The 23,191-nt window shown below is 51.3% G+C and carries 25 protein-coding genes; 6 read left to right on the top strand and 19 right to left on the bottom strand.

Annotation, left to right across the window (positions count from 1 at the left end; genetic code table 11):
- Nucleotides 1-17: 17 nt before the first annotated feature.
- The 9 genes from SBI19_RS00940 to SBI19_RS00900 form a co-directional block, all read right to left on the bottom strand.
- Nucleotides 18-1,190 carry a cation:proton antiporter gene (locus SBI19_RS00940; RefSeq protein WP_317964322.1) on the bottom strand — a complete coding sequence of 391 codons (1,173 nt, stop codon included), beginning with the start codon at nt 1,188-1,190 and terminating at the stop codon, nt 18-20.
- A gap of 201 nt (nt 1,191-1,391) precedes the next feature.
- Nucleotides 1,392-2,465: an undecaprenyldiphospho-muramoylpentapeptide beta-N-acetylglucosaminyltransferase gene (locus SBI19_RS00935; RefSeq protein WP_317964321.1), complete on the bottom strand. Its 1,074-nt coding sequence runs from the start codon at nt 2,463-2,465 to the stop codon at nt 1,392-1,394.
- Between the two features lie 32 nt (nt 2,466-2,497).
- Entirely contained in the window at nt 2,498-2,797 is a 300-nt protein-coding gene (locus tag SBI19_RS00930; RefSeq protein ID WP_317964320.1) for a DUF6509 family protein, read from the bottom strand.
- The gene (locus SBI19_RS00925) at nt 2,791-4,737 is read right to left on the bottom strand and encodes an ATP-dependent DNA helicase (RefSeq protein WP_317964319.1); all 1,947 of its coding nucleotides are present in this window, start codon (nt 4,735-4,737) and stop codon (nt 2,791-2,793) included. The genes SBI19_RS00930 and SBI19_RS00925 overlap by 7 nt, the downstream gene beginning before the upstream one ends.
- A 149-nt stretch (nt 4,738-4,886) precedes the next feature.
- The gene (locus tag SBI19_RS00920; RefSeq protein ID WP_317964318.1) at nt 4,887-5,378 is read right to left on the bottom strand and encodes a LysM peptidoglycan-binding domain-containing protein; all 492 of its coding nucleotides are present in this window, start codon (nt 5,376-5,378) and stop codon (nt 4,887-4,889) included.
- A gap of 86 nt (nt 5,379-5,464) precedes the next feature.
- Nucleotides 5,465-6,043 (bottom strand): GNAT family N-acetyltransferase, encoded by a 579-nt coding sequence (locus tag SBI19_RS00915; protein ID WP_317964317.1) that lies wholly within the window; start codon nt 6,041-6,043, stop codon nt 5,465-5,467.
- Between the two features lie 58 nt (nt 6,044-6,101).
- Nucleotides 6,102-7,043, bottom strand: a complete 942-nt coding sequence (locus SBI19_RS00910; protein WP_317964316.1) for a DUF3895 domain-containing protein — start codon at nt 7,041-7,043, stop codon at nt 6,102-6,104.
- Between the two features lie 147 nt (nt 7,044-7,190).
- Entirely contained in the window at nt 7,191-8,708 is a 1,518-nt protein-coding gene (locus tag SBI19_RS00905; RefSeq protein ID WP_317964315.1) for a DHA2 family efflux MFS transporter permease subunit, read from the bottom strand.
- A 1-nt stretch (nt 8,709) separates the two neighbouring features.
- On the bottom strand, nt 8,710-9,153 hold the full coding sequence (locus SBI19_RS00900) for a MarR family winged helix-turn-helix transcriptional regulator (RefSeq protein ID WP_317964314.1): 444 nt from the start codon (nt 9,151-9,153) through the stop codon (nt 8,710-8,712).
- A gap of 168 nt (nt 9,154-9,321) precedes the next feature.
- On the opposite strand from SBI19_RS00900, the gene SBI19_RS00895 reads away from it, so the two are divergent.
- The gene (locus SBI19_RS00895; protein WP_317964313.1) at nt 9,322-10,614 is read left to right on the top strand and encodes a chloride channel protein; all 1,293 of its coding nucleotides are present in this window, start codon (nt 9,322-9,324) and stop codon (nt 10,612-10,614) included.
- 53 nt (nt 10,615-10,667) lie between these two features.
- Here SBI19_RS00895 and SBI19_RS00890 read toward each other — a convergent pair whose 3' ends face one another.
- The 6 genes from SBI19_RS00890 to SBI19_RS00865 all read right to left on the bottom strand — a co-directional run bounded on the left by SBI19_RS00890 (nt 10,668) and on the right by SBI19_RS00865 (nt 14,809).
- On the bottom strand, nt 10,668-11,033 hold the full coding sequence (locus SBI19_RS00890) for a hypothetical protein (protein ID WP_317964312.1): 366 nt from the start codon (nt 11,031-11,033) through the stop codon (nt 10,668-10,670).
- A gap of 87 nt (nt 11,034-11,120) precedes the next feature.
- The gene (locus tag SBI19_RS00885; RefSeq protein WP_317964311.1) at nt 11,121-11,483 is read right to left on the bottom strand and encodes an ArsR/SmtB family transcription factor; all 363 of its coding nucleotides are present in this window, start codon (nt 11,481-11,483) and stop codon (nt 11,121-11,123) included.
- A gap of 6 nt (nt 11,484-11,489) precedes the next feature.
- Entirely contained in the window at nt 11,490-11,921 is a 432-nt protein-coding gene (locus SBI19_RS00880; RefSeq protein WP_317964310.1) for an SRPBCC family protein, read from the bottom strand.
- A 167-nt stretch (nt 11,922-12,088) separates the two neighbouring features.
- The gene (locus SBI19_RS00875) at nt 12,089-12,388 is read right to left on the bottom strand and encodes a hypothetical protein (RefSeq protein ID WP_317964309.1); all 300 of its coding nucleotides are present in this window, start codon (nt 12,386-12,388) and stop codon (nt 12,089-12,091) included.
- Nucleotides 12,389-12,637: 249 nt separating this feature from the next.
- Nucleotides 12,638-13,732: a M24 family metallopeptidase gene (locus tag SBI19_RS00870; RefSeq protein WP_317964308.1), complete on the bottom strand. Its 1,095-nt coding sequence runs from the start codon at nt 13,730-13,732 to the stop codon at nt 12,638-12,640.
- A gap of 27 nt (nt 13,733-13,759) precedes the next feature.
- A complete protein-coding gene (locus SBI19_RS00865; protein WP_317964307.1) occupies nt 13,760-14,809 on the bottom strand; it encodes a M42 family metallopeptidase in 1,050 nt (349 codons plus the stop codon).
- Between the two features lie 169 nt (nt 14,810-14,978).
- Between SBI19_RS00865 and SBI19_RS00860 the strand changes: the two genes are divergently transcribed.
- Nucleotides 14,979-15,785 carry a (2Fe-2S)-binding protein gene (locus SBI19_RS00860; protein WP_317964306.1) on the top strand — a complete coding sequence of 269 codons (807 nt, stop codon included), beginning with the start codon at nt 14,979-14,981 and terminating at the stop codon, nt 15,783-15,785.
- A 10-nt stretch (nt 15,786-15,795) separates the two neighbouring features.
- Here SBI19_RS00860 and SBI19_RS00855 read toward each other — a convergent pair whose 3' ends face one another.
- Nucleotides 15,796-17,235 carry a serine hydrolase domain-containing protein gene (locus SBI19_RS00855; protein ID WP_317964305.1) on the bottom strand — a complete coding sequence of 480 codons (1,440 nt, stop codon included), beginning with the start codon at nt 17,233-17,235 and terminating at the stop codon, nt 15,796-15,798.
- Between the two features lie 349 nt (nt 17,236-17,584).
- Here SBI19_RS00855 and SBI19_RS00850 point away from each other — a divergent pair, with 349 nt between their 5' ends.
- A complete protein-coding gene (locus SBI19_RS00850) occupies nt 17,585-18,358 on the top strand; it encodes an MBL fold metallo-hydrolase (RefSeq protein WP_317964304.1) in 774 nt (257 codons plus the stop codon).
- Nucleotides 18,359-18,368: 10 nt separating this feature from the next.
- Here the strand turns inward: SBI19_RS00850 and SBI19_RS00845 are convergent, their stop codons facing one another.
- Nucleotides 18,369-19,157 (bottom strand): metallophosphoesterase, encoded by a 789-nt coding sequence (locus tag SBI19_RS00845; RefSeq protein ID WP_317964303.1) that lies wholly within the window; start codon nt 19,155-19,157, stop codon nt 18,369-18,371.
- A gap of 64 nt (nt 19,158-19,221) precedes the next feature.
- Nucleotides 19,222-19,689: a thiol-disulfide oxidoreductase DCC family protein gene (locus SBI19_RS00840; RefSeq protein WP_317964302.1), complete on the bottom strand. Its 468-nt coding sequence runs from the start codon at nt 19,687-19,689 to the stop codon at nt 19,222-19,224.
- A gap of 258 nt (nt 19,690-19,947) precedes the next feature.
- Here SBI19_RS00840 and SBI19_RS00835 point away from each other — a divergent pair, with 258 nt between their 5' ends.
- On the top strand, nt 19,948-20,484 hold the full coding sequence (locus tag SBI19_RS00835) for a hypothetical protein (RefSeq protein ID WP_317964301.1): 537 nt from the start codon (nt 19,948-19,950) through the stop codon (nt 20,482-20,484).
- 85 nt (nt 20,485-20,569) lie between these two features.
- On the opposite strand, the gene SBI19_RS00830 is transcribed toward SBI19_RS00835, so the two are convergent.
- Nucleotides 20,570-21,655: a lactonase family protein gene (locus tag SBI19_RS00830; RefSeq protein WP_317964300.1), complete on the bottom strand. Its 1,086-nt coding sequence runs from the start codon at nt 21,653-21,655 to the stop codon at nt 20,570-20,572.
- 185 nt (nt 21,656-21,840) lie between these two features.
- On the opposite strand from SBI19_RS00830, the gene SBI19_RS00825 reads away from it, so the two are divergent.
- A complete protein-coding gene (locus tag SBI19_RS00825) occupies nt 21,841-22,494 on the top strand; it encodes an HAD-IA family hydrolase (protein WP_317964299.1) in 654 nt (217 codons plus the stop codon).
- A 42-nt stretch (nt 22,495-22,536) separates the two neighbouring features.
- On the top strand, nt 22,537-23,118 hold the full coding sequence (locus SBI19_RS00820) for a PCYCGC motif-containing (lipo)protein (protein WP_317964298.1): 582 nt from the start codon (nt 22,537-22,539) through the stop codon (nt 23,116-23,118).
- Nucleotides 23,119-23,191 lie beyond the last annotated feature (73 nt).

Raw genomic sequence — 23,191 nt, 5'->3', positions numbered from 1 at the left:
TTGCAATCGGTATCGATTTAGTTTTCGACAATCGCTTCAGGTTGTTTATCCTGCTCTGGCTCCCGATGAATCAGCTTTAACAGCGGTGGCGTTACAAGCGTCGTAATAATAACTAACACGATAACGGTTGTAAAATAACGCTGCGGCAGCAGTCCTGACTCCAGTCCGGACGCCGCAATAATGAGTGCCACCTCGCCGCGCGACACCATCCCCGCTCCGATCATAAGCGCTGAACGGCTTCCGAATCCGGTCAGCCTTGCACCGATTGCGCCGCCAGCGAGCTTGGCGGCGATCGCCACAAGCGAGAGTGCAATCAGGAACCATAACTGACTGCCAAGACCGTCGAAACGAATGTTCAAGCCAATGCTGATGAAGAACACTGGAACGAAGAGACTGTAAGCGATCGGACTCACCTTCTCCTCCACTTCGTGTTTGAACCGGGTCTGCGAGAGACTGATGCCCGCTGCGAAGGCGCCGATAATGCCGGCAACCTCCATTCGCTCGGCGAAGTACGCGAAGCCGCATACGATAATGAGCGCACCGCTTATGACCGACTCACTGACCTTATAATCAGCCAGACGTTTCATCGCATGAGGGACAATGAACCAGCCGACAATGACAATGATCACGAAGAAAAGTACATTTTTCAAAGCGAGCGCCCCGAGCGATCCGCCTTCACCGGAACCAAGCACGCTCATCATGACCGCCATCAGCAGCACGACGATGACGTCGTCTACGACAGCCGCTCCGAGAATGGTAGTGCCTTCTCGAGATTGTAGCGCATTCATCTCCTTCAAAGTCTGTACCGATATGCTGACGGACGTTGCACACAGCAGTACACCAATGAATAAAGATTGAGAGCCCGTAAGTCCGAACGCTAAAGATAGACCGTATCCACCGATGAACGGAGCTGCGATTCCGCCGAATGCCACTGCGACCGATGAACGCCAATTGCGTTTCAATTGATCCAGATCCGTCTCCAGTCCCGCGATAAACATGAGCAATAATACGCCTATCTCCGAAAACTCGTGGATGAACGGCTCTGGTTCAATCCAGTGAAGCACAGCAGGCCCCAGCACGATGCCCGCAATCAATTTGCCCAATACGGATGGCTGACCCAGCCTTACCGACAGGTCACCCGCCAGCTTGGTTGCTGCAATCATAATGGCAAGAGATAATAACATTTGCATACTTAATCCCTCTTTTCCTTGTACTTATTACTTGTATAAAATGCCAAAAAAAAACGCAAAAAAGAGCCTGTTAGATACAGGCTCTCCCGAAGACAGAGAAATCCCGTAAATGACAGGCTCCTCCAAGTAAAACGTATGTGATTGGTTATAGTATACCGTCTGACCAATTGTCTGTGCAATCAAAATCGGATTTATATCATGCTACGGCTTCGCAATACCGCCTATCCACTCATACACAGCAGATATCGCGTCCTGCTGCGAATGACGGCGCATCGTATACCGATAGTTATGCCGCTCATCGTACAGCTTCGACACTTCGTCCACGAGTGAATGAGCGTCCAACTGCTCTTCCTCAAGCACCTCCGCATAACCCGCTTCCTTGAACGATGCCGCATTCAGCAGCTGATCCCCTCGACTCTGCTGCTTCGACAGCGGGATGAGCAGCATCGGCAGCTGCAGCGACAGAAACTCATAGATCGAGTTCGAGCCCGCGCGAGTAACGACGATGTCTGTCATCGCAAGCAAATCCGGCAGTTCCTCCTGCACATACTCATACTGACGATAGGATGAGTTATTGAGGTTAGGATCCAGTCCGCCCTTGCCGCAAAGATGAACGACATAGAATCGCCGAGTCAACTCAGGAAGTGCAGAACGAACGGCTGCATTAATCGCGCGTGCCCCAAGGCTGCCGCCCATGACGAGCAGCACTGGCTTCGATGCGTTCAACCCGCAGAATGCGCGGCCTCGCTGCGCATCCCCTTGGCGAATTTCCTCTCGAATGACCGCACCGACATGACGTACCTCCGTACTCCCAGCCTTGATATACTGCGAAGTCTCAGGAAACGTCGTACAGATACCGGTTGCCAGCGGCATCGCAATACGATTCGCTAGTCCTGGCGTAAGATCCGATTCGTGAATGAGAATCGGCGTCTTGTTCAGCCTAGCCCCCATCACGACAGGGACGGAGACGAAACCACCCTTGGAGAAGACGACATTCGGCTTCAACCGACGGATTATTCGATAGGCCTGCATAACACCCTTCACGACCTTGAACGGGTCTTTCACATTACGCCAGTCGAAATAACGGCGAAGCTTGCCCGTTGCAATCGGATGGTAGGTAACGCCCTCCAGCGGCTCGATCAATCGTCGTTCAATGCCATCAACAGAGCCGATGTAGTCGACCTTCCACCCGTCTGCAATAAACTTCGGAATAAGCGCGAGATTGACCGTAACATGTCCAGCGGAGCCTCCGCCTGTGAACAGGATCGATTTCATGCCCGTCTCCTTCCATAGCCAACACTAATTGATTAAACGTCGATTCCCGATTCAAGCTCTTCTTGGCAAAATTGCGCAAACGCCGCAAGCTCTTCGTCTTCCAGATCAATCTCCAGGAAACGATCCGTCGAACGTTCACGCAGCTCATATTTCACGATACGCGTACCGCTGTCGGCAACGCTGAAGATGACGCGCGCATAAACACCGTTGTCGCAATACAGCTCATCGTCGTCTGGTACATCGAGATCGAGAATGAATTCATATCGTTTGCCGTCCAGAATGCCGAACGGATCTTTCACTAGTTCAACGCTGTATTCCGTAATGTTTAACATGGTGCCATCCTCTCTGTATTCGACGGTAGAAACCGCATAATCTGCTCACGAACATATTCGTCTTCCAGCTGTTCGCCGAAGATCGAGACGGTCCCGCTGTCGCTGCTGGTGCGAATGAGCCGGCCAATCCCCTGCCGCATCCGCAGCAACATATAAGGCATATCCACTTCGCGGAACGCATCCTGCGCGTCCTTCCGCTTCGCATCGAATACCGGATCATGCGGCGGGAACGGCAGCGACCAGATCAACACATGCGACAGCGACGGGCCAGGAATGTCTAATCCTTCCCACAGCGTTACAGCGCATAGAATGCTGCGTTCATCACGCTGGAATTCGGAGATCAGGTGGCTGATTTCAGCCGATCCCTCATACAGAAACCGATAGCTGCGCGCTTCTGGATAATGTTCCAGCTCAGCTTGGAATTGATGCAGCTCCTCGAAGGATGGGAACAACAGCAAAGAGCCGCCTTCGGCATGCTTCAAGCTGCGAAGCACCTGCTCCATCTTTGCAGCGGATGGTGCCGAAGGTTCTGGATACAGAACGGCCTTCATCTGTTCCTCGTAGTTGTAAGGAGACGCAACCGAGAAAGATAAATAATCGCTGATGCCAAGACTGGACGCCACATAGTCGAACGAGCCGTCAACCGACAGCGTAGCGGACGAGAAGACGACCGGCATCCGCTTGCCGAACACCATCTCGGCCAGAATTTCCTTCACCTTGCGCGGCATGATGACGAGCGTAATGCCGTCCGCTCCGTCGTCTGTCACCCACGAGATGAGCCCTTCGGGACGCTTAAACAACGATAAGGCAAGACCGATCATCTCCAGATGCTCTTCGACAATCTTCAGCTGATAGTCGTCAATCGTGAACAAGCCGCTCTCGAATACGAGCTCCTCTTCGATCGTACCAAGCAGACTGCTGAACCGATTGATCTCTCGCATCAGCGGCTCACTCAGTATAACTTCGCGTCGATTCGACGCCGGCACATGAACGCTGTGCTTCGCCAGCAGCTCGAACAACGTCTGGCTGGAAGTGATCGCATCTTCGACCGCATACGCGAGCGACTCGCGCACTTCGCCGTCGAGCAAACGTGTAACGATGCTCTCGAACAGCGAATGCTTCAGCTTGTAGGTCAATGCGCTCTGCGCTGCCGTCTCGAGCAGATGCCCTTCGTCGAACACAACCGAGCTGTGCTCCGGCAGCAGCGGAAGCTGGCCTTCCCGTTTCCGTGCGTCATACGTCCATACATGCTCCATATAGAAATCATGCGAGCAGATAATGATGTCCGCCGCTTTGCGATAATGCTCGCGCGACAACGTCTGTCCGCACCGATGCCGCTGATTGCACACGAGGCAGTCCTGGAAGACATCCCAACCGATTCGACCCCACTCGTCATCGGACAACTGCGGGTAATCCTTCCGATTGCCATAGGGATGGAACGCCTGCATCGTATCCGGACGATGCACGAAAGACGGCAGACCGCTGTGGATCGTGTCGTAGATCTCGGATGCCATTTCGTCGGCCCGTACTTCATCCAGCTTGTTCAAACAAATATATTGATCCGGCGATTTGCCAAGGCGCGCATCGATCGTCAGCTCCAGATGGCGGGCAAGCTTCGCAATGTCGCCCTCAGGCTTTACTAGCTGCTCGATCAATGATTCGTCCGCGCAAGCAATAATAGCAGGCTTGCGTGTATAACGTGCATAACAGATCGCATAGAGCAAGTACACCAGCGTTTTGCCAGTGCCGACACCAGCCTCTGCAAAAATCGTTTTCTTCTCGTTGTACGCACGCTCCAGCTGAAACGCCATGTAGATCTGCTCGTCGCGCACCTCGAAGCCGGCCTCCGGCAGCACTTCATAGAAGACATCGGCGATCCAATCGCTCGCCTGCTGCATAAACGGAGTACCGGGGTCAAATTCAAACGGATATTTAGCCAATTACGTCTGTGCCTCCACATTCATCAATAAACTCCATCGTTCCATTATACCGCAAAACAGGTTCATTTCACCCTCTAATTATGTATGCCGGTTCATTCCCGTTTAAACGCAGTAAAGGCTGCGGCAGTCCGCAGCCTTTGCTCATAATCTTAATATGGATATTGGTTAGGCGCGTATGGCGCTCTTGGCTGCTGCCATGGCATTTGTTGTCCTTGTTGTGCTGGATTTACCGCCGTTTGCGCAGGCAGTTGTGTTGGCAATTGAGATGGCTGTTGCTCGTCGCGTTCCATGTACGTTTTATGGCAATACATATGCGATATGCGCGGAATGACAACCGTTTCTCCCTGTCTCAATTGGCTCGGATTGCTCAGATGCGGGTTGGCTTCCTCAAGAATCGGATAAGGCATGTTATAGGCGTGCGCAACTTGTTGCAGCGTCTGACCTTGCGTCGCTTGATGCTGCGCGAACGTACCGTCATTCCGATCTTCACCTACCTCATCGCCTTCACGGAAGAATGGGAAGAAGAACGGCGAGAAGAAGAAGAATGGGAACAACGTACGTCTTGGGAAGAAAGGATGCGGAAACGGACGGAACGGTGGGCGTCCGAAGCCCCCGCCAAACGGTGTAAAGCCACGATTCATTGTATTACCTCCCGGTTCAATAGTCATACGTCTACACTGTATGTCGCATGCACCGGCTTTGCGCCTATCCGATAAAAAAGAAATTGTTACATTTGCTGCCGCAACTGCTGCATTCGTTCAAAGAGGTAAAATCCTGCATCGGAGTGCCCTGCATACGTATAGCCCGCCGAGCGATAAAACGTATCCAGCTGCGGATTTGAATCAATGCAATCCAATCGAATGCGGTCCTTGCCCTCGAACCGTATGCTTGTATGAACCCATTGGAGCATTGCATCGCCGAGATTTCGGCCGCCATATTCCCGGTTAATCGCCAGACGATGCAGATATACGGCGCGCTCATGCCCTTCCTCGCCCCACAGATTAATGTCCCATGCGCTTGGACTGCGGAGCAAGGTAACAATGCCAGCGAGCGACTCCCCATCCTTGAACAAATAGACATCGCCTCTGCTTGCAGACTCTGTGGTGTTGTGATGATCTTCTCCTCGCAGCAGTCCGCTCCACTGCGTCGAGCCTTTGCTATTCAGCCATTGAGCGGTTTGCAGAAGCAGATTCATAATAGCCGGCGCATCCTCGGCTGTCGACTGTACGACGTCGATGTTATCGATGACATGCGAATGAAGAATATAGGCGTCATTGGTGGTATGGGCATTGTGATGTACATTCATCGCGGGCTGTGCCTCCTCTTTGTTATAGACTATTTGAATTTAAGAGCTTTGAATGAATTTAGATGGATTTCGTTAACGAATAGGCGCGATCCTCTGGTGAAATGCTCTCGATCTTGACGCCGTCGATTGATTCGATATAGACGCATACGCTTGGAAACAGCTTAGGTTTTCCTGTTAGAAACCGTCGACCATTCGCGTTATGCTCTTCGATCAGCAATTCGCATATCACCCGCGCACTTCCGATCCCGCTGCGCAAATAAGTACGAACTCGGCTTTGCAGCGCATAATCCAGTTCGATCAGCGGCGGTTCCTCTTCCTGCTCTTCTTCCTCCTGCCACGCGAATAAGTCATAAGATTGCGGGCTTTCCACAACCGTTGTCTTCTCCGGCTTGAACGCTGGCTCTGACTGCTTCTTCGCTTCGCTGCTCCTCCAAGCTGCAGTCAGCTCAGCTGCACGGATCGACCGCAGCTTGCGTACCTGCTTGTCCAGCAGCGGAAGCTTCAGCCGTACATGATCCACGACATCTTCAGGAAGCTGGGCAACCTGAAGCAGCTCCGGATCGGCTGCCCAATCCGACGACAGCTTCACTAGCAGCTCGTCCAGCTCATAATCGATCGCGTCGAACCCCTTCTTAATCGCAGATACGACGGCTGCATCGATGGCGAGATGCTCCTTCAGATGTTCGATGCCGAAGTATTTGCGCTCCCCGGTCGTCTTATGCTGCACTTGGTGCTGATACCGAAGGGGACGCCCGCACTCGCATCTAAGATCAGGCGATACTTTCCCCGCATCGATATACCCGGTATAGATCCACTCATCGAGAAGCCGTTCAATCTGCTCGACATCGGTTCCTTCCGGTATCGAATATCCTTTCTGCCTGGCCATCTCGTTGGCGAATACCGTTCTTCTCCCCCGAGACAACACTTCCGTCAAATATTGCTGCTGCTCTTCGCTCAGTCTGCTCAGCAGCTCATCCCGTACACCAATCTCTAATATCATGCCCGATTCACCTCATCCACGACGTGACTGACTTGCATCTTGTCCAATACTCACTCTCCCGAGTATAACGCACATGAACACTTTCTTGGAACAAAATAAAAACCCATCCCTATCCGAAACATGGATAGAGATGGGTGATGTTGATCATTAACCGCGGCGCGAGACCGGTTGTGCCGTAGCTTTTGCTTTGTCCTCATGTTTAGCCGTTTCAACGGACTTCTCTTCATGCGGTTTCACTTTCTTGATGAAGAAAGCAAGCACGAGCGCAACGACCGCGAACCAGGTGGCAACGACGAACGAGTGGTTGATGCCGTCGATCATCCCTTGGAATTGAAGCGGCTGCATCGCTGCTTCGTCCTGCGGGTTCGTACCCGTGCTGACGATCAGCTCCTTCACCACTTCTTTCGTTTTGTTCGTCATGATCGTAACGAGCAGCGCGGCACCAAGTGCGCCTGCAACGTTACGCAGCGTTTGCTGCATAGCCGAACCGTGCGCATTCAGACGTTGAGGCAGCTGGTTCATACCTGCTGTCTGAATCGGCATCATGAGCAGCGACATACCGAACATACGGAACGAGTAGATCGTAATCAAAGCCGTGTAAGTGGTATCCGCTTTGAGATCGCTCAGCATGTAAGTCGTGCCAACCGTAATGGCGAGACCTACAACCGCCAGCCAACGTGCACCGATTTTATCGAAAATAATACCCGTAATCGGCGACATGATACCCATCAGAATTGCACCAGGAAGAAGGAGCAAACCAGATTCGACTGGCGTAAAGCCGCGAATCGTCTGCAAGTACAGCGGCAGCAGAATCATACCGGAGTACATGGCCATCGTAACGATTACGTTGATAACCGTCGTGAGCGAGTACATGCCGAATTTGAATACGCGCAGCTCAAGGATTGGTTTTTCAACGACAAGCTCACGCCATACGAACAGGATGAGTGCGACAACACCGATAATAAGTGTCGTATACACAGTCGCATTGTTCCAACCTTCCGTACCTGCATCGGAGAAGCCGTACAGGATGCCGCCGAAGCCAAGCGTCGACAATACGACTGCCGTGTAGTCCAGCTTCGATTTAGCATTGCGCGTAACGTTCTTCATGGCGTATGCGCCATAAACAAGAGCGAACACTGTAATCGGCAGCAGGATGTAGAACAGGACGCGCCACGAGTAGTGCTCAACGATCCAGCCGGAAAGCGTAGGACCAACTGCTGGCGCGAAGATCATCGCCAGACCCATCATGCCCATTGCTTTACCGCGTTCTTCCACTGGGAAGATCGTCAGGAACACGATCGACATGAGCGGCATGAGAATACCTGCACCCGCTGCTTGAATCAGACGACCTGTTAGCAACACTGGGAAGCTGTATGCTAAGCCGGCAACGATCGTACCAAGCGTGAACAAACCGACAGCGACAATAAACAACCTTCTAGTCGTAAAACGTTCGATCAAATAAGCGCTGATCGGAATAAGTACGCCGTTGACAAGCATGTAGCCTGTAATCAGCCACTGTGCCGTGTTCTCCGACACATCCAGGTCCTTCATGATGCTTGGCAGCGCAATGTTAAGCAGCGTCTGAGCCAAGATCGCAACGAACGCCGCAATGATTAGCGAAGCGACGATTGGACCCCTTTTTAAATGTGATATCGCGTTAGTCATGTTAGGCTTCCTCTCCACCTTGTTGTATTAATTCTATAATGTCCCGTTGAATGCGGAACATCGTGTCATAATCCTCTGAGGGCAGCTTCAGCAGCGGCTTCAGCCGATCTAATCGCATTTCGAGAGCCATGGTAATCAATTCTTCACCTTGAGGTGTCAATGTCAGAGATATCGCCCGGCGATCCGTATCGGGCCGCTCGCGCTTGACGAGGTCGGCTTTGACCAGACGATCGATAATACCGCTTGCCGTGCTGTTGTTGGAATAAATCTGTTCCGCAAGCTCAGACAAACCAATGCACGGCTTAGAGTGCAGTGCTTTGAGCACCATGTATTGAGCAGATGTGACCCCTAGTTGCTGTAACGTTACGTTCAACACCTGATACAACTCTTTGTTCATTTCTCGAAAAGTCAGCAATAGTCGCTGCAGCCGCTCCTGATTCTCCAAGTTGTATGCCTCCTCCCTTCTAGTTTGATTCTTAAAGCAAACCTTTCACATACGAACATTTCGCATACGAAGTATTTTACTCAAACTAGAGTAGGCCGTCAATCCATTTTTCGTGCTATACTTTTGCCAACAGCAGAAGTTTAGGTCGTATCAAGGAGCGATTTACGTTTGAGACAATTAATGGACAAGTGCATATCGGGGCTGCGTTGGTTAATCATCAGCGCTGCCATCGGTCTAATAGGCGGAACAGCTTCCGCATTATTTTTATTCGGTCTTGAAGAGGTCACATCAACCCGCGAGCACTTGCCTTGGCTGCTCTGGTTGCTGCCATTGGGTGGAGCATTGATCAGCTGGCTGTATGCTGCCTACGGAAGCTCCGCTGCCAAAGGCAACAATTTAATCATCGAGCAGGCTTACGGCGATCAAGCGCATATCCGCGTCCCGTTCCGAATGGCACCGCTTGTCCTGCTTGGAACTTGGACAACCCACTTATTCGGCGGATCAGCTGGCCGCGAAGGAACAGCCGTTCAACTTGGCGGCAGCTTAGCCGAACAAGTTGGGGCGAGAATGAAGCTAAGTCCGCAGCAGCGAAGCATGCTGCTCCAATGCGGAATTAGTGCCGGATTCGGCTCTGTGTTCGGGACGCCGCTTGCAGGCGCTGTCTTCGCTGTCGAGCTGCTTGCCGCACATCGCAGCTTCAGAAGCCGCTTCATTGCGCTGCTGCCGAGTCTGATCGCGGGCTGGACAGGCGATTTTGTCACGAGAGCTTGGGGAATTCGACATATTCAGTATTCGCTCGGTCAATTGCCTTCATTCTCTCTTCAATTATTGGCACAGATCGTTGCTGCTTCCATACTGTTCGGCGCAGCGGCGCTGCTCTTCAGTGAACTGACTCATGTATTGAAGCAGCGATTCGCTGCTTGGATACCGAATGCGCCGCTCAGAGCCTTCGCAGGCGGCTTCGTTATTATCGCTCTCGTTTATATCGTGGGCACACGTGATTATCTCGGGCTTAGCCTGCCTTTGTTAACCCATTCCTTCGATGAGGCTGTGAGTCCCGCCGCCTTTGCGCTTAAGACGTTGTTTACTTCGATCACGCTCGGTGCTGGTTTCCAAGGAGGCGAAGTGACACCGCTGTTCGTCATCGGGTCTGCGCTAGGCAGCGCGCTTGCTGGACTATTCCATGTCTCCGTGCCGTTGTTAGCAGGCATCGGACTTGTAAGTGTGTTTAGCGGAGCAGCGAACACCCCGTTCGCGTGCTTCATCATGGGTCTTGAACTGTTCGGAACCGAAGGTGCGGTTTACCTGTTCATCGGCTGCATGATCAGCTATGCTTGCTCTGGACATGCGCGTATTTACCGCTCACAGCGGTATGGTTGGGTGAAAGCTTCTCTACCGTGGGTTAGGAACAAATCCAGTGATCAGACTGTCGATAAGCAGCGGCAGCGAACAATAGGGTGACACAAAAAAAGAGCAGGCCTGCGGCTTACGCCGCGAGCTTGCTCTTCCTGTTCTTATAGCGGTATTCGATACTGTGATCGATTCTCCACAATGTTCTCGCCTTGCTGATAGACCCATTGGAAGTGGAACTGCGTTCCTTCATACCCGGTCCGAAGTTTAATATCAGGCACAATGACATCGTCCAGTCGATCAAGAATCGTCTGCTGAATCGTACGCAGCCGCTTCTCATTGCTTTCCGCTAATTGCTCTGCCGCTTCTTCGGATGGTGCAGTCTGCAGGAAATATGCAATTGCAACTTCTTCATTCGACAGATCGTCCGGCAGCGGCGACCCTGAACCGCGGAACACTTCTTGCACCGTGTTCAGCCAGTCGCGGTACAGATCCATTCTAACATCGTATACATGCGGATATTCGCTCATGTTACATCTCTCCTTCAAACCAAGCAAATCCAGTCGTCACCAGCATAATACGGCCGCGCATGATCAATCAACCCTTGATTTGCCGATTTACGACTCTTGATCTTGATCGTCTGAAGATTCCACATAGCGTTGTAGCGCGAGCATTTTGTTATCCCAGAACCGATCGTAATAAGCAAGCCATCGCTTAAGCTCCTGGAGAGGCGCAGGCTCTAATCGATAGCGAGTCTCGCGCCCCACCTTCCGTTCCGTCAGCAGTCCGGCATCCGTAAGAATGCGCAGATGTTTCGAAACAGCCGTTCGCGTCATCGAGAAATGGCTGGATATTGCGGTCACCGGCATTTCTTCATCGCCTAACATCTCTAGGAGCTTGCGCCGCGAAGGGTCTGCAATCGCTTGGAACACGTCAATTGTAGGTTTCTTATCGTCGGGAGTGGGCTTAGCCTGTCCCATCCACAGTTAACCTTCTTCGATAACGTGTGCAAGCTTCTTGATGATACCATCCCAGCCATGACCCATATGCTCGCGCACTTGCGTATGCGGTTGATTGAATTCCGTAACCATATCCGCGCTCCAACCGCCGTGCGTAAGCGTAAACGCCGTTTTGCCCTCTTGCTCTACAAGCTCGAACGACAACGTCCAGTCTTTGCCCCAAAGGAATGCCAAGCGGTATGGCGGTTCCACCACCGTCACCTTGCACGGCGACATGCCGAATTGACCGGCATTCAATTCAAATTCATAACCGACAACAGGCTCGAAGCTCGTAGGCGGCATGAACCATGACGCGATCCCTTCGGCAGTGGATACTGCCTTCCACACTTTATCAATTGGTGCATTCAATACAATATTGCGTACGATGTCAGGCAGCTGTTGTTGGTTTGTTTCGCTCATTGGTCTAATCTCCTATTCATCACATGTTAAAGAAATTGGTCATCGATTTATGAAACCATTTGGTTTCACATCGGAGTATATGACACCTTAAGGTTTCATGTCAAGCTTCAAAATATACATAAAAAAACCGTCCTTCCATTGGAAGAACGGTTCTGCGATTAGCTCAACTAACTAGTGGATGCGGCGAAAACTCCGATAACGATGATGAATATCACAATGTACAAGGCGAGAATAAAGGCTGCGAATAGCAGTGAAGCCTTGAAATAATTGGCTTTACTCGGATTGGTATTGCTGCTGAATGCCCAAACGAACATCATGACGATATTAACGATCGGAATAAGCATGATCAAGTTTGTAATCAACCACTCTTTGACGGAGACTACTTCCGATACGTTCGGTTTGTAATGATTCAAATTCGGGTTATGATTCGGCGCACCTTGGAATTGATGACCTTGTTCAGTCTGCATGTGTTATATATTCCTCCCAAATATAGTTATGTAAAATAATTACTCGATTATTATATGCAGGATTAATAATAAATTCCATTATTAAATTAACATAAAATTCATCATGACGAACCGTATATATCTTGACTTTCATAGTTTCACAACTTACTTGTCCTATGAAAATAAAGAAACCGCCATAAGCAGAGAAATAAATTCCTCCACTTATGACGGCTTTCTAATTGAAAATTGACTGCTCCGATCACCGATCAGCTATACGCCGATAATCGTCAGTTCTTTCGGGAATGTCGTCAGCGACTCCGCGCCTTCGTCTGTAATCAGCACATCATCCTCAATCCGAACGCCACCAAGGTCTGGGACATAGATGCCCGGCTCGACAGTGACGACCATACCGGTACGAAGCAAATCCGTGTTCGCTCCATGCAGGGATGGATACTCATGAATATCCAGACCGATGCCATGTCCAAGCCGATGCGTAAATCGTTCGCCATATCCGCATGCTTCAATGTGGCGTCTTGCCGCAAGGTCCGCTTCCATCATCGGAATGCCCGGCTTCAACGCCTCGATGCCTCTTTCATTCGCCTTCAATACCGCATCATAGATTGACTTCAGCTCATTCGAAATTTCACCGACTGCAAATGTGCGAGTAATGTCCGACACATAACCGTCAGCATATACGCCCATATCGAACAGCAGCAGCTCGCCTTCAGCAATACGGCGATTGCCAGGCGAACCATGCGGCAGTGCGGAATTCGCGCCTGCCAGCACGGTTGTGTCGAACGAAGGGCCTTCCGCCCCGACCTTGCGCATACGGAAATCGATATCGGCCGCGATCTCAAGCTCCGTCACGCCTGGCTTAACAAGCGGAAGCGTATCACGGAGTACTTGCTCAATAAGATGAACCGCATGCTTGATTCGGGCAATCTCATCCGTCGATTTGACCGCACGCATGGCAAGAAGCGCATCATCGATGCCAGACAACGATGCCTGAGGGAGAACCGATTTCAATCGCTCATACTGCGATACCGTTACCCGCTCCTTCTCGATCGCGAGAGTGCCTGCGGCTGTTGTCCCGAGCATGCTGGCTAGAATCGAATAGGCATCTTCCGTGTCACGATGCGATTCGATTCCATCTACCGATGCATGTGCTTCCGCACCGGCGCGATCCAGCTGAGGCACTAGCAGCTTGGATGTCCCGTCAGCTGTTACAATAAGCGCAAGAAGACGTTCGTGCGGATCACTGCGAAACCCGCTTAAATAATACACATGCTTCGGATTCGTAATAATTGCTGCTTGAATCGATTGATCCGCCAATTGCGTTGTAAGCAGTCGCAGCCGTTCATTCATCGTAAACCCACCTAACCTTCTTCATTGTTATTCCGTTATATAAGCAAGCAGCAGCGCCGCCGTATTCACAATCGCATCCGCATGCGTACGTTCCATTCCATGCGAGGCGTGTACCCCTGGACCAATGAGCGCCGCTCGAATATTGCTTCCGCCTCGCAGCGCTGCTGACGCATCCGAACCGTAGTATGGATAAATATCGACAGCGTAAGGCATTCCTTCCCGCTTCGCCAACTCTATCAGCTTCGACGTCATACCGTAATCGTACGGACCAGACGAATCTTTGGCACAGATCGATACATCCCGCTCCGTCGTGCTTAGATCATCGCCGATCGCCCCCATATCGACCGCAATCATCTCGGTAATATCCGGCGATACATAAGCGCTGCCATGCCCAACCTCTTCATAGGTCGAGACGATGATATGAACCGTACGAGACGGCGTACGTCCTTCCCGCTTCAGCCACTCCAGCAAACCAAGCAGCGCGGCTACGCTCGCTTTGTCGTCCAAGTGACGAGATTTCACAAGTCCGTTCGGTAGAATTCGTACCCGTGGATCCCAGGAGATGAAATCGCCTGGCGCAATGCCCAGACGCTCCGTATCACTCTTCGACTCCACCCACTCATCCACTCGAATCTCCATATTCGCTTCGTCACGCTTCCAATCGCGGGCATCCGAATAAACATGGACGGATGGCTTCGTCGAGAGAACGGTTCCATCATATTGCCGCCCGTCCCGCGTATGTATAAGACAGTACTCGCCCTCTACGGTCTGCATGGCATATCCGCCGATCGGTGTGAACCGAATCGTTCCGTCTGATTTGATCGAGCGGACCATCGCTCCGAGCGTGTCGACATGAGCGGTTAATGCAATTGCATTCGTATCGCTTGCACCTGGTATAACGATGATGCCGTTCCCTTTGGGCGAACGCTGCATCGTGTAACCGAGTCTGCTCACTTCCGTGTTCACGAGCTCCATGATCGCCATACAGAACCCGCTTGGACTTGGCGTTCGAAGCAGCCGATCCAGCATTTCCAAGATGTACGAACGGTCTAGTGAAGCTGCATAAGTATTCGTCATTCATGCATCACCTCATTGGTTATAGTGGAATGAATCGTTTCGTTGACAGATGATGGATACCCTCATAGAATGATAGTGATTATCATCATCACATGAAACATCGTTTCATTTTTACAGCCGGACAGCTATAAACCGCATTATACATTTGATACATAGGAGGGTTTCATGGATGAGCACCGAACTTGATTTTTCCCTTATCAAAATGTACTTCCATACCTCGCCTGAAGGCGCTGATCACCCGATTCTCGAAATGCGCAGCGATCAATTCCTGGATGCGGACATTGCGAAACAGACATTCCTTGAAGCCGGCAAGCTCGTACAAGCGATCGGGCTGGAGCTTCCCGCCTCGTTCGCAGGCACCTCATTCGGCAACTTGTGCGCGATCCAGCTGCTGATGTTCGCTCAATATCATATTATACTCGATCTGTCGCTTCCGAATCTGATGTTCCAGGTTGAAGCCCATGACGACCATGCTCACCTAGGCTATCGCATTATTGAACTTCGTACCATACCTGCTCCTGTCGAGGGACAAGAAGCTTGGCTCGCGGCTTCGCTTGAACGATTCGTGCGTGAAACAGTAACGCCAGCCGTCTGCGCAATTGCACAAGCCGCTGGCGTCAAGCCTCAGATGATCTGGCAGCAATACGGTTCACTGCTCGCATACGTAAGAGATTATGTGCGTGATCATATTCCGGTACCCGCCATGGTCGAGTCGTTTGAAGTGGGGTACCGTGTCATTACGGAGCAAGTCCCGCCGGATGCATTCGGCGTACGCCGAAACCCGTTCGTACATACGCCGCGCTACATCGACAGCCCCTATACACCAGATGGTAAGCTGATGATGAATTCGTCATGCTGCATGTACGACAAACGCGAGAACGGTGTCAAATGCTACACTTGTCCGATGCTCACGCCAGATCAACGCGAATCGATGCGTGTTGAGATGTGTGCAAAGACCGAAGCCCAAACAATTTAGTCGTTTGAATTTATCGCGAGGATGTCGTCGTGCCCAGCACGGTGTCATCCTCATCTCTCCATCCGAACAGCGGCCAAGATAGGTTGCGACGAATATGAAGCGTTATGCCTTCCTCTGCCTTGCGAATCGTAACGGTTCGACTGAAAGGTGTCCATACCTCATGCTGGACGAGGTTAAGCTCGCCTGCAGATGTCCACTGCGCTCTACCCGCTGTCGACTTCAAGCGCTCTCCTGCATAGACCCACTGATCAATGCCGTAAGTCAGCTGATGTTCTCCGCTAGTATCCGTGACAGTTGCGACAATTCGATCCGCTTCCTCCGTCAGCTGAATCGTCTCCCAGCCCGCCAAGTTCGATTCAAGCTGATACGTTGTACCATATGCGATAAAACGCTGCTTCTCCCCTGCTTCGCCCAATCGAGTGCTAAGCGTAAGTTCTGCAATCCGATCCAACAACTGCTCATGTGCTTCCGCATTCGCCGGCAGCGATTCTTCACGAATAGCAGGCAGCAGATGCTCCCATACTGCGTTCAACGCCTTCTGCTCGCCCCAGTCAGCAGCATTCAAAGCAACCAGCATATTGTGCGACGGGATGATGATACATTTCTGAGTGAAGAGTCCCGAGAACCGATACGCGTCAAATCGGCAGCGCCACAATTGATAGCCGTATCCCGTCTCCCAATCATGATTCGGATCCGTGCCGTTGCTGACTTGGAGCTCCGAAGAAGCGTCAATCCAGCTCTCTGCAAGCAGCTGCTCACCGTTCCATACGCCCCGCTGCAAGTAAAGCAGCCCTAGCTTGGCCACATCCTCCAGCTTGATGCACATTCCGAAGCCCCCAGCATTATGTCCGCCCGGAAGGATCGCCCACTCTGCAACCTCGATGCCAAGCGGTTCTAGCAGCCGCGGAGCGAGGAATGCTTGCAGCGACTGACCGCTCACTCGTTCAACGATAACGCCAAGAATATGCGATGCTCCGCTATTGTAAGCAAAATGAGTGCCTGGTTCATACGGTATCGGCGCTTCAAAGAACTTGCGAATCCAATCTCCGCCCTGCGCGATCGTCTGCTCAGTCGGATCACCCGTATGACCCGTCGCCATGGCCAGCAGATCATGGATCGTCATGGCAAGCAGGTGCTCTGACGGCTCTTCCGGAAGCTCATTCGGGAAATAAGAGACGACTTTATCCTCCACCTTCAGCAGCCCTTCCTGAACGGCTAGTCCAACCGCAGTTGAGGTAAAGCTCTTCGTAATCGAGAATATAAGGTGAGGAAGCTCAGCCGAATACGGTTCCCACCAGCCTTCAGCTGCTACGACGCCATTGCGTACAACCATAAACCCGTGAATTTCTAATGAATCTCGCTTCAATGCATCGAGAAAATCAGATATGGCTTGGCTTGGAATTCCTGCCTGTTCGGGCGTTGAACGCGGCAAACGAATGGATGAAGTCATCGTGAATGAAACCTCCAATTATCGCAATTTAGGTAAAATACAATGAATCGTGATACTTAAACCTTACCATAACTGAGCATCGATCGAGTGAACTTCCGCTATGATAATAGCGAAAGACGAGCATAAATTTTGAGAACTAGCGTGTGAGAAAAACGGACTGTCTGGACGTTCTTAATGATTGGCATTTGAAAGGCATCGATCCACATTCTGTATGTTGACAAATAATTATTTTTGTGATATAATAAAATATTTATCTATTTACACGAAATTGTTCTCCCATTAAGATAAGAACACGCATGATAGGGTTTCGGCTCATTTTGCGATGAAATGGACTTGGGGGATTGTGCATATGCGAGTAACGAATGGCGTTTATTTGGCGGCTGTCACCACTACAGCAATGGGGAAACCGGACACGGTATATCCCGTGTTGTTAACTGATGGAACGGAAGCGGTACTTATTGATGCCGGATATCCGGGAAGACTCGCAGATCTTCAGCAAGCTTTGGCTGACGCAGAAGTCGAGATCACGCAGCTATCTCAAGTTATTGTGACACATCAAGATATTGATCATATCGGCGGGGTTTCAGCACTGCTGGAAGAGGTAAGGAAGCACAGATCGGTTGAGGTGCTGGCTCATGCGCTCGAGAAGCCATACATTCAAGGCGAGAAGCGGTTGATTAAAGTAACGGACGAGGTACTTGCGAATTTGGATGCGATGATGCCGCCAGGTACGCCCGACACTTTCAAACAAGCGTTGCGAGCACTGCTGGAATCTCCTCCAAGTGCAAAGGTCGATCGGACGATTAAGGATGGAGATCGACTTCCCATCTGCGGTGGCATTGTCGTCATCGAAACGCCTGGCCACACACCTGGTCATATCAGCCTCTATCATGAGCCTACCCGCACCCTCATCGCCGCTGACGCGCTAGTGGTCATTGACAATCAGCTTCGCCCATCATTCCCTTATACTTGCGTGGATTACGGCCAAGCTTTGCGCTCATTAGACCGATTCGCAGGCTTCGCGATCGATCGCGTGATCTGTTATCACGGCGGCGTATACGAATCTGACGATGTGAATCATCGTATCGCCGAATTGGCTGCAGAGTCTCCTTCCCTTGGGTAGGAGCGTGACTCTACAGCTCATGCAGCGTAACTTCACAGCTTATGAATAATCTTGCGTTCGGGAAGGTTTGCCCCATCCCTCTTGAGATATAGAATGGACAGCCTTTGTACCGATGCAGCCCTTTAATGATTCCGCTAGATGCCAATGCACCTTTGTTAATGTATCGGAACAGCGGCGGGACGTTGAACTGCATGCCATGAAAATGTCCCGCCATGAAATAACGGAACTGCGGCTTCAGATGGAGAATCACATTCGGATCATGCGTAATGACGATGACGGGCTGCTCTGGCTCCGCCTTGGCGAATGCCTGTTCCGGATCGCTCTTCTTCGAGCCAAAATCGTCGATGCCGACGATGCGGAATTTGCCGTCAACGAGAACCGAATCGTTCAGCAGTACCGTGAACCCTGCCTGCTCTAGAATGGAAATGAGCCGCAGGCGATCTGGCTCCGACAAGCGATAGTCATGATTACCGAGTACAGCATATACAGGAATGCCGGCTGCGCCAATCGCTTCGGCATAACGCTTCACCTTCGGCAGATGCTTCGCCTTCTGAGTGAAATCACCTGTAACACAGATGTAATCGGGCTTCTGCTGCTTAATGATTCGGCTGATTCTCCGATGCGATATTCGCGTAAATTCCACATGCACATCACTGATTTGAAGCACTCGAATGCCCAGCTGTGCGGAAGGAACTTGAATTCGCTCCAGCTTGAGCCACTGGGTTGGTACGATAAGTAGAACATAGGCGGACAGCGCTGCAGCAGCTATCATCGCAATGATGAGCCACATATTGTCCATTGGGATCTCCTCCTTCCTTCTCCTTCATTAACACAATTGGAAGGCGGCTTAAGCAGTGCTAGATCTATGATTTGCGTTTCGGCTTTATCAAATGGTCCAGCGGCTCGTTATCCTCGATGAAGCGCTGTCTGCCTGCCGCAGTCGGCAGCATGCAGATGTCCGCTTGGCCGAACATGCGATACCTCATTCTTGCGATCCAAGAATACCCATAATCACGAATCGGCGCTGGCAGCACGATCGTTGCGTACAACAGCGGCCACAACCCGCCTAGTCTGCGGAACACACGCAGTGCCGCGCCAGACTTCACGTATACACGACCGTGTTCGAGCAGTACGAGCGAATCAAGCTTCTGCGCATCAAGCCCTGCATGAGTTAGCAGCTTGCTGCCGATCTCCGATTGCAACGCGGCAATTCGAAATCGCTGGTGCTTATCCCGCTGCACCGCGAATTTGGTCATGCCATGACAGAGCGCACAATCACCGTCCACCAGCATAATGATTGGCATTTGATCGTTTCTTGTGTCCGCAGCCATAGGTTGTCTCCCCTTGTATAATCTGCACGATTTCTTTCCATCCTAGCACATTTAGGGGCGTTTGTAAGTATGAGCAATATCGCCGAATGGGTTACATGACACTTGCATCGATCAAGATGACCAATCGGCGCCGAGTAAGGCTAGATCAAGATCCATTGTGGAGTATGCTCCTTGAGCTGCCTCAATATCATTGGTCATCTGCAGGCTGCTGTGCTATAATGACAGGCAAATTCTACTACCGATTGCCGGAGGAACCTCATGCTTACTTTTGAACAGAAGCTGTCGATCATTGAATCGTTTCCGCAGCTGCAGCGCAAGGATGTATCGCTAGGACGCATTAATTTTCAATACGAAGAAAGCGTCTATGAACGGAAAAATCTCGTCTACCACCTTCACCCGAATGGGAATGGTTACGTCTATGCCGGCCTGTTGAACGATCCACGCAAGGATGCCAAAGGCCTGGTCAACATTCGAGACCTTGATGCTGATGAGCTGCATTCGCTGCTCTCGCAATCCATCGCATCGCTCAGCGAGCTGACGGATTCGCCAGAAGCTATTGCTATTACGCCGAAGCCGCCGAAGAAGCCGAAGGAAGAACCCGCTGCTGAGCTGGATGCGCCAGACTCGTTGCAGCAGCTGTGGCAGGACAAGCAAGGCAATACGCTCGTTCTTCGATACGAAGATGATGCAGAGCTATGGTACATCTGGGCGCTTGATGCGCTGGACTGCGCGTTCGAGACCGAAGCAGAATCAATCGAGTATTTGGCAGAGGAAGGCTTCCGACGCGTCAAATAATCAAATGAGGGGTTGTCTCTTACGGTTAGATTAACCGAAGGAGACAACCCCTTATCTTATGCGCGAGCTGGGCTCGCCTCATATTTTAATAATAAACTGGCAGTACGCAAACCGGCTGCGACAGCGCCAAGCTGTTGCCCGTAAACGTCAGTTCACCGCTGTCCCGATTGACGCGGAATACCGCAATGTTGTTCGTATCGCGATTAGCAGCAAGCAGATGGCTGCCGCTTGGCGTCAGCGCGAAGTGGCGCGGATGACCGCCTTCGACTGAAATATATTGAATCGTCGACAGCTTGCCTGTCGCTGCATCAATGGCATACACGACAATGCTGTCATGGCCGCGATTGGAGCCGTAGACGAAACGTCCGTCCTTTGAAACCGTGATCTCTGCACATGTGTTCTCGCCATCAAAACCTTCTGGAGGCAGTGTCGACAACGTCTGGATCTCAGTCAGGGCTCCATTCTCTGCATGATAATTGAAAGCAGTCACTGTCGAATCCACTTCATTGATGACATAGGCATATGGCGCAGTTGGGTGGAATGCAATATGGCGTGGACCACCGCCTGGATGAATCACCGTCTCGCCTTGCGGTACAAGCTTCTTCGCTTCGCGGTCGATCGAATAAATACGAATCCGGTCCAGTCCAAGGTCCTGTACATACAAGTATTTGCCGTCTGGGCTGAACATCGACGAGTGCGGATGCGGACGATCTTGACGCTCTGGATGAACGCTGCTGCCCTCATGCTGCTGGACATCAAGCTGTTCGCCAATTCGGCCGTCTTCCGTCAGTGCGCTAAGGCCAACCATGCCGCCATGGTAGCTTGCTACTGTTATGTATTCACTGTTAGCATCCCGTTGGATGTGGCAAGTTGGAGCGCTTACCGTGAACTCGCGATTCAGCTGCGTAAGCGAACCGTCTGCCGGCGAGATTGCATAGGCGACAGCCTCACCATTTTTGCTGCCATCCGCATTCTTGCCTTCCGTAATCGCATAGAGACGATTGCGTGCTGCATCGACGTTCAGGAACGTCGGGTTTTTCAATCCGCTGTATCCGTGCAGCTGAGTCAGCTGTTCCGAGCTTTCGTCAAATAGAAGTACATACACACCGTTCGATTCCGCTTCAGCATATGAGCCGGCGAACACGAGCAGTCTAGCTTGTTCATTGGTCATTATGTGTTCTCCTCCTAATCCCTTTAACACCTTGTAATCTTCATCCTCCTGATTATATAAGGAGTCTGTCTAAGAAACAAATGATTCCATGCGAAAGCTTCAATGTTGATGTCGACCATGATATGATAGGACGCGTGTTGATTGACCTATTATTGACTATGATGGATTCGTTCTAGGAGTGTTCAATGATTATGATAAATGGTGACAATATAGAGGCATCCGAGCTCCCTCTGAAGGTTCAGCTCGTATTGGACGTTGGCGGCGTATTGCTGTCGAATCTGACCCCGACTTTCTGGACCCAGCTTGTGGAGCATACAGGCGTGGAGCACTCCTTAATCCGTTCACGGTATAAGCAAGAAATTCGCGATGATTTATGGTCAGGCGCCATCGAGGAACCTCAGTTCTGGCAATGGATGAACCAATACTGCCCTTCCCTCTCGGAGGAAGTCGGACGAGGGATGATCATGGACAACCTCGTGCCATTGGCTTCACTTGAACGACTGGCGAGCTGGCAGCAGCTTGCGGACTTACATATTCTAAGCAACCATCGAACAGAATGGCTTGCTCCGAAGCTTGCCGATCATGCACATTGCTTCACGAGTATCACCGTTTCGAGCAGCGCTGGCTGCTTCAAGCCGAATCTTCGCATCTATGAGCATGCAGCCAATGCGATTGACAGCGCGAGAGGCCCTATTCTATTCATTGATGATTCACCAGCGAATCTGAAGCAAGCGGAATCGCTCGGATGGGCCGTACTGCTGGCCGATCCGGCAGGCGAATGGTTGGACAAAGTTGAGCCCGCTATGCGGCAACTACTTGAAGGCTATAAAGCAAAGTGACATTGAAATCCACTCAAACAACTGATGTCAGGAGAAGCGAAAATGAACATCTATCGGAATCCGCGTAAATATGCAGTGACGTTCATCATGACGAGTGCCGTGTGTGTATCGTTATTGTCCGGATGCGGAAATAGCGACAGTAACAGTAATAGTAACAGTGCTAAAGAAAATACATCTACTGAAGTTGCCGGACAGACAACGGACGCACACGTAGGCCACGTTCATACGGAGACGACTCAATTGGCTAACGGCGATATTCAGGAAAAAACCGCTTCGATCGACGTCCTCCCTTCATTCTTGGATGGGCTGCCTGAGCAAGTCGTTCTGGCCTACCAAGCCGCAGCCATTACTCGCGACACGCTCGCATGGATTCCATGCTACTGCGGCTGCGGCGGCAGCGCCGGACATGAGAGCAACTTGAACTGCTTTATCGCAGAAGTCGAAGCGGATGGCTCCGTTGTATGGGATGACCACGGCACACGCTGCGATGTGTGCGTCAATACCGTGCTGCAGACGGTCCAGATGAAGCAAGAAGGCAAGTCGGTGAAGGAAATTCGGACGGCAATTGATGATGCGTACAAAGTGGGATATGCGAAGCCTACGGCGACGCCGATGCCATCGTAGGGATCATCTACCCACCCAAACCCTCAGGAGTTCTACCCACCCAAACCCTCCCTGCAAGGGAGGGCCCCCAGGG

It is taken from the genome of Paenibacillus sp. CCS19, assembly GCF_033239625.1.
Classification (GTDB): Bacteria; Bacillota; Bacilli; order Paenibacillales; family Paenibacillaceae; genus Paenibacillus_T.
Note: the sequence above shows the minus strand (reverse complement) of the source record. Positions and strands in the feature narration are given on the sequence as shown.